Source organism: Tunicatimonas sp., from assembly GCF_049647865.1.
In the GTDB taxonomy this organism is placed as follows: Bacteria; Bacteroidota; Bacteroidia; order Cytophagales; family Cyclobacteriaceae; genus Tunicatimonas.
The window spans coordinates 1-3494 of record NZ_JBARYM010000189.1 but is presented as its reverse complement, the minus strand read 5'-3'; the positions used below and the strand labels follow the sequence as shown (position 1 = coordinate 3494).

The following is a 3494-nucleotide window of genomic DNA, read 5'->3' as shown; positions in this document are numbered from 1 at the left end:
CTTCAAACTGAAGCGAAGGTTTCCAGCCCAGTTCGTTCATCAGTTTATGGGCATCAATGGCGTAGCGTAAATCATGCCCGGCTCGGTCGGTAACAAAGGTGATGAGCTTTTCAGACGTGCCCTCGGTACGATTAAGCTTTCTGTCCATTACCTGGCAAAGAAGTCGTACAATATCAATGTTTTTCCACTCATTGAAACCGCCAATGTTGTAGGTTTCACCTACTTTTCCTTGGTGAAAAATTGTATCAATGGCGCGAGCGTGATCCTCTACGTAGAGCCAGTCGCGCACGTTCTCGCCTTTGCCGTAAATGGGCAGCGGCTGATTGTGTTTGATGTTATTGATACAAAGCGGAATCAGCTTTTCAGGGAAATGATTAGGACCATAATTGTTGGAACAATTACTGATGACTATCGGCAAACCGTAGGTATTGTGGTACGCCCGCACGAAGTGATCGGAGCTGGCTTTAGAGGCTGAATAAGGTGACTTTGGATCGTAAGAAGTAGTTTCTACGAAGTAACCCCCATCATCTAAGGAGCCATACACTTCGTCGGTAGAGATATGATAAAAGAGATGATTATCCATATCTTCTTTCCACAGTTCCTTAGCAGCATTCAGCAAAGTTACCGTACCCATTACGTTGGTACGAATAAAGGCCATTGGGTCTTTGATGGATCGGTCTACGTGCGACTCAGCGGCCAGGTGCAGTACAGCGTCAGGTTGTATCTCCTGAAATAGTTCCACCATAGTCATCTCGTTACAAATATCACCCTTCACGAAGTGGTAATTAGCCTGCCCTTCAATGTTTTTCAGGTTTTCCAGATTCCCCGCGTAGGTAAGTGCATCCAGATTATAAATTTGGTAATTGGAATACTTATTAACAAATAAGCGGACTACGTGAGAACCGATGAACCCGGCTCCGCCGGTAATTAAAATTTTTTTATTTGCTGCCATCTGTGGTTTGTTTTCGGATAAATCTATCGGTTAACTTTCTCGCGATTCATTACAATAATCGGTATGTTTGGTGAGATATACTAAAGAGGTTTTCCGTAAAGTTTGTAAGGTAGTGTAAGATTAGAGGTATTTTGGGTGTTTTACATAATAAGTTCAGGGTTCCAAGTCTAGGGTTTTGAGTTTAACAATAATCAAGTAATTCGGAACTCAGAATTTAGCTATACCTTTTAGTAAAACGACGTTAACGCCAAGTTATGGTTTGTATCAAAAATATTATTACAGTTATCGCACTTTTGCTTAGTATAGCGGCCTGTACCACCGATTACGTACCGAAACCCAAGGGCTACAATCGGGTTGATCTGCCCGAGCATAGTTACGTAAGTTTACCCGACACCTTGCCGTACGACTTTGAATATTCTGTGCACGCTACCATTCACCCTGATTCTTCGGTCAATGCCGACCGCTACTGGCTCAATATTCACTATCCGGATTTTGTTGCCGATATTCAGCTTACCTACAAACCGGTTAACCAAAGCGAAGAGCGGTTGGAAACCCTATTAGAAGACTCGTACCAGCTAACGGCCAACCATCAAATTCGTGCCTCCTCTATCGATGAGAATGTGTTGGGTACTCCCAGCGGAAAAAGAGCTTTGATTGCCGAACTATCGGGGGAAGTACCTAGTCAGTTTCAGTTTTACATTACTGATTCTACCGATCACTTTTTACGGGGCGCATTGTACTTTCGTACCGCTACTCAAAACGATTCTTTGGCACCCATTATTGAATTCATTAAAATTGATATGATTCATCTGCTGAACACACTGGAGTGGAAGAATAAAGTTAACAATGTTATAGAACTTCGTTAACCAATATGAGCCGTTTCTTCGATACTAAAATTGATTATCTCAAGGGCGTAGGCGAACGCACCGGAAATCTGCTGCGCGAAGAGTTAAGCATTCACACCTTTGGCGATCTTATTCAGCATTACCCCTTCCGGCACGAGGACCGTTCGCAGTTTCATAATATAGCGGACATTCACGAAGAAATGCCTTATGTGCAGATTGTAGGCCACATTCGTAAAGCGGATTTTGTGGGAACTGGTCCCAAAAAAAGATTAGTAGCGGTTTTTGCGGATGATACGGGCGAGATAGAGCTGGTGTGGTTCAAAGGAATGAGCTGGCTAGCTAATAAACTTAAGCCCATGGTTGATTATGTAGCCTTCGGAAAGCCTAGTCGTTTCGGGCAAAAATTCAATATGGCGCACCCGGAAATGGAGCTGCTTGCGTCGGTTGATCGAGAAAATGGGCAACTCTTTCCAGTCTACCATACTACCGAAAAGCTTAAGCGCGGCCGCATTGACAGTCGTACTCTTGCCCGCCTACAGAAACGCTTAATGGAAAAAGCGTACGAACATATTCCCGAAACATTGTCTGCCCCGTTGATGGAGCGCTACCGGTTAATGCCCAAACGGGATGCACTCCGAAGCATTCATTTTCCTGAATCTATCAACTGTTTGGAGAAAGCCACATTTCGGCTGAAGTTTGAGGAGTTATTCTATGTACAATTACGTCTGCTCAAACTTAAGCTGGCTCGAATTGATAAGTTTCCCGGGCAAGTATTCGGAGATACCAAACTAGTGCATCAGTTCTACGAAGATCAGTTGCCCTTTGAACTAACTAACGCTCAAAAACGGGTGATCAAAGAAATTTACGCTGACTTACATTCGGGTAAGCAGATGAACCGATTGTTGCAAGGCGATGTGGGTAGTGGAAAAACAATTGTTGCATTCATTTGCATGCTCATCGCTATCAGCAGCGGCACCCAAGTTGCCCTGATGGCTCCTACCGAAATCTTAGCGGAGCAGCACTACCGTAACCTAACTCCTTTTGCCAATGCACTAGGATTAGAGATTGCGCTACTCACGGGGTCTACCGGAAAAAGAGGTCGCCGGATTATTGATGAAATGCTACAAATGGGCACTTTACCCATTCTGGTAGGAACCCACGCTCTGTTGGAAGACCGGGTACAGTTTGAGAATTTAGGGCTATCGGTGGTAGATGAGCAGCACCGTTTTGGCGTAGCCCAACGAGCGAAACTCTGGAATAAGAATGCTGGTGAACTATACCCTCACGTGTTAGTGATGACGGCTACCCCCATTCCTCGCACTTTAGCTATGACCCTTTACGGTGACCTGGATGTTTCAGTAATCGATGAATTGCCCAAAGGGCGGAAGCCCATCAAAACTCTCCATCGTTTTGAAAATAATCGACTCCGGGTGTTTGGGTTTCTGAAAGAACAAATTCAGGCTGGGCGGCAGGTATACATTGTGTACCCACTGATTGAAGAATCGGAGAAATTAGATTTAAAGCACCTAGAAGATGGCTATGAATCTATCCGGCGAGCCTTTCCCGATGTGCCGGTAAGCTGTGTACACGGGCGGATGAGTGGATCGGATAAAGACTATGAGATGCACCTTTTTTCTCAGGGAAAGACTAAAGTTATGGTAGCTACTACGGTAATCGAAGTAGGTGTAGACGTACCC

General features: G+C 44.6%; 3 protein-coding genes. 2 read left to right on the top strand and 1 reads right to left on the bottom strand.

Annotation, left to right across the window (positions count from 1 at the left end; genetic code table 11):
- On the bottom strand, positions 1-952 hold a 952-nt coding region (rfbB, locus tag WBA23_RS05715), incomplete at its 3' end, for a dTDP-glucose 4,6-dehydratase (protein WP_424581288.1).
- Positions 953-1206: 254 nt separating this feature from the next.
- On the opposite strand from rfbB, the gene gldD reads away from it, so the two are divergent.
- The gene (gene gldD, locus WBA23_RS05710) at positions 1207-1818 is read left to right on the top strand and encodes a gliding motility lipoprotein GldD (RefSeq protein ID WP_424581287.1); all 612 of its coding nucleotides are present in this window, start codon (positions 1207-1209) and stop codon (positions 1816-1818) included.
- A 5-nt stretch (positions 1819-1823) separates the two neighbouring features.
- Positions 1824-3494, top strand: a 1671-nt coding sequence (locus tag WBA23_RS05705; RefSeq protein WP_424581286.1) for an ATP-dependent DNA helicase RecG, incomplete at its 3' end; no start/stop codon positions are given.

Excerpts from the sequence above, each read along its gene's own strand:
- gldD (WP_424581287.1), top strand. The coding sequence starts at position 1,207 with ATGGTTTGTATCAAAAATATTATTACAGTTATCGCACTTTTGCTTAGT.